3 protein-coding genes are annotated in these 2,585 nt (G+C 61.0%); 1 reads left to right on the forward strand and 2 read right to left on the reverse strand.

Annotated elements, in window-relative coordinates:
- Window positions 1–48: 48 nt before the first annotated feature.
- Entirely contained in the window at window positions 49–270 is a 222-nt protein-coding gene (locus tag E3O49_RS16385; protein WP_134366609.1) for a hypothetical protein, read from the reverse strand.
- 348 nt (window positions 271–618) lie between these two features.
- Here E3O49_RS16385 and E3O49_RS16390 point away from each other — a divergent pair, with 348 nt between their 5' ends.
- Window positions 619–1,614 carry an Abi family protein gene (locus E3O49_RS16390; protein ID WP_134451905.1) on the forward strand — a complete coding sequence of 332 codons (996 nt, stop codon included), beginning with the start codon at window positions 619–621 and terminating at the stop codon, window positions 1,612–1,614.
- 679 nt (window positions 1,615–2,293) lie between these two features.
- On the opposite strand, the gene E3O49_RS16905 is transcribed toward E3O49_RS16390, so the two are convergent.
- Window positions 2,294–2,585, reverse strand: a 292-nt coding sequence (locus E3O49_RS16905) for a hypothetical protein (RefSeq protein WP_206750570.1), incomplete at its 5' end; no start/stop codon positions are given.

The raw sequence follows: 2,585 nt of genomic DNA on the forward strand, positions 1-2,585 counted from the left end.
AACTTTGAACGGTTCTCACTGACCATCGCACGGTGGTTTCCTACGTTGTTAATCCAACGATCGAAACCCGGGAACTACACCACTCGAGGGGACGCAACCCCCCGGAAGGCTCTCAAACCCCGCCAACACCTCATCGATCGTCATCGCTGACCTTGGTTCAATTAGACCCTGGATGCCGCCACGCAGCGGGTTGCCGCCGAACAGATAGAACACCGCCGCGATAGCAACCAGCATGAGACCCGCGACAACCACGACGACACGTTTAGACATGACCGCAGCTTATCCAGCACGCTTCACCGCAACCGCCGGCATCCAACGAATCGGGCGGGACTGCCCGGAGCCGATGTGTCGTCCAGCCTTGGATTCAGCGTGATGCTCACCACAGGTGAGCGCTTCAGCTACGGCGGTGACCTGCCCCACGAGGTCGCCGTTGAGGGTTCATCCAACGAGACACGTCCGGGCACTGGGATCCGTTAGAGGCTTCGCGATCGCGATTCTGAAGGGACGAGCTTTCGGTTCGTTTCCAAGGCGCTGCAGGCTGGCTGTGGTACGGTGATCTCATCACGATCAGCCCGCTCGCCTCACGGCTCGGGCTGATTTTCTTTAACCAGGAGACTCGTGGTTGAGTACATCAAAAAATGGCTGTCGCTTGAAGACCAAATGGCCAAACTCGCGTCTCGTGGCGTCGAGGTTCGAGACCCAGAGAACTGCCGGCAGATACTCCAAGCCGTTGGCTATTACCGCCTCACTGGCTATCTCTACCCGCTTCGCGAATCTGAAGCGTACGTGGATGATGAAGGCCGACGTCGGGTCCGCATCCTCAACCACTATCGCTCTGGTACCTCGGTCGAATACGCCGCCACACTCATAGATTTTGATCGTCGCCTACGGCTGCTCGTCCTCGACGGCATCGAAAGAATCGAAATATCTTTCCGCATGCAGGTCGGGTACGTACTCGGCAGGCAATCGGCGTTCGCTCACCTTGATCCCTCCAACTTCGTGGGTTCATTCACTGAGGCGCAGACCGACACCAGAACGGGCGACACCACGCCGAGCAAGCACCAGCAGTGGATCGAGCGCGTGAATGCGCGTCAGTCAGAGTCTGACGAAGCATTCGTTGCGCACTTTCGCGATAAGTACGACGACGAAATGCCCATCTGGGCCCTCACCGAAATCTTGGAGCTGGGGCAACTTGGGCGACTCTACTCAGGATTGAACAATTCGATCGCGACCGAAATTGCGACTGCCTACGGGGCACCATCCAAGAAAGTAATGAGCAGCTGGATCTCAAGCTTGAACTACGTCCGGAACGTCTCAGCGCACCATGCACGCCTCTTCAACCGCAAACTCGTCAGCGCACCCGCACGCCCCACCCACACACAAGTTCCTCTTCTCGGTCATCTCAAGGAGGCAACGGTCGCGAAGCAGGTGTTTGGCCTGTACAACGCCCTCGCGGTAATGGCATACCTATTGCGTTCGATTGACCCGGATAGCGGATGGCCCGCCCGCGTAGTCGAGCTCATTCAGGCCTTCCCCGATTCTGATCATCTGACTCTTGAGTCAATGGGCGTGCCCCCAGGCTGGTCGCAACTCGACCTCTGGTCCTCGCAATAGTTGGCACACGTTCATTCCCAGTCGGCGCTCCCCGAGGCTTGTGCCACCGAATAACCGCGCGGGGCAATTTTCTGACCGCTCCCGACCGAGCGCCCATCAGCTCCCCAAACACAGGCGCCAACGTGTTGATCGTCGCGACCGCTGAGACGGGGCCATCAACTCGGCGGTGGCCTCGCCCTTCAGTGTTCCCAAACGCCACTCCCCCGAAACTCCGGAACCTCGGCTACTTGGCCCCGAATCTGCGGCCGTCGAGGTCCGGCTTGCGGGACAGCGGATGAGTCCACGCGTGACGGCAGAATGTCACGCTCTTTTAGCTGCTGGTGACACCGGGTAGACGTACAGACGATCTTGTACTTGTGCCTACTGGTCACACGTTGACCACCCTCGTAGAGTGGCAAGCACGCGCCGAAAAGTAGCTGCGCGATCGTGCAGGCTTTCGACGCCGAGACGCACACGACCCAGAGATTGAGGTACCGCATGACACAGTCACGTGGCCATGCTGGGCTATGGCAAGTCCTTGGGGCAATCGTGTCGTTCCTCGCCAAGGGCATCGGTGCCGGGCTGTCCTCGATCGCCACCATGACTTTCGGAGGCCGAGCTGCCCCAGGCGACCTGCCAACATCGCCGCCGCCGAAAGAGTATCGACCGTAAACGACCAGCAGCGCCTCAGCGGATTCGGCTACTGACCCAGACCGAGGAACTTCGGCAGCGGGCTGGCGTCCTGGACCTTGGTCATCTCGGCCCAGCACGCTGGGCACACGGGGCCGTCACTGTCGAGGGCTAGGTCCTTCATCTCCCCGGTCTGCGGCATTCGTGGGGCCGGTACCGCAGAATCCGTCTTGCGCGCATCGTGCGCCGCTGAGCGCGTGGCACGCCTGCCGCGAAGCAGCGCAGCTCCCCCGCGACGCCGGCTGGCGGCGCACCGGCTGGCGCGGCGGCGCGGGGCGCGGCGGCGCGGGGCGCGGGCACTG

The sequence above is a fragment of the Cryobacterium shii genome (genome assembly GCF_004402595.1).
Lineage (GTDB): Bacteria > Actinomycetota > Actinomycetes > Actinomycetales > Microbacteriaceae > Cryobacterium > Cryobacterium shii.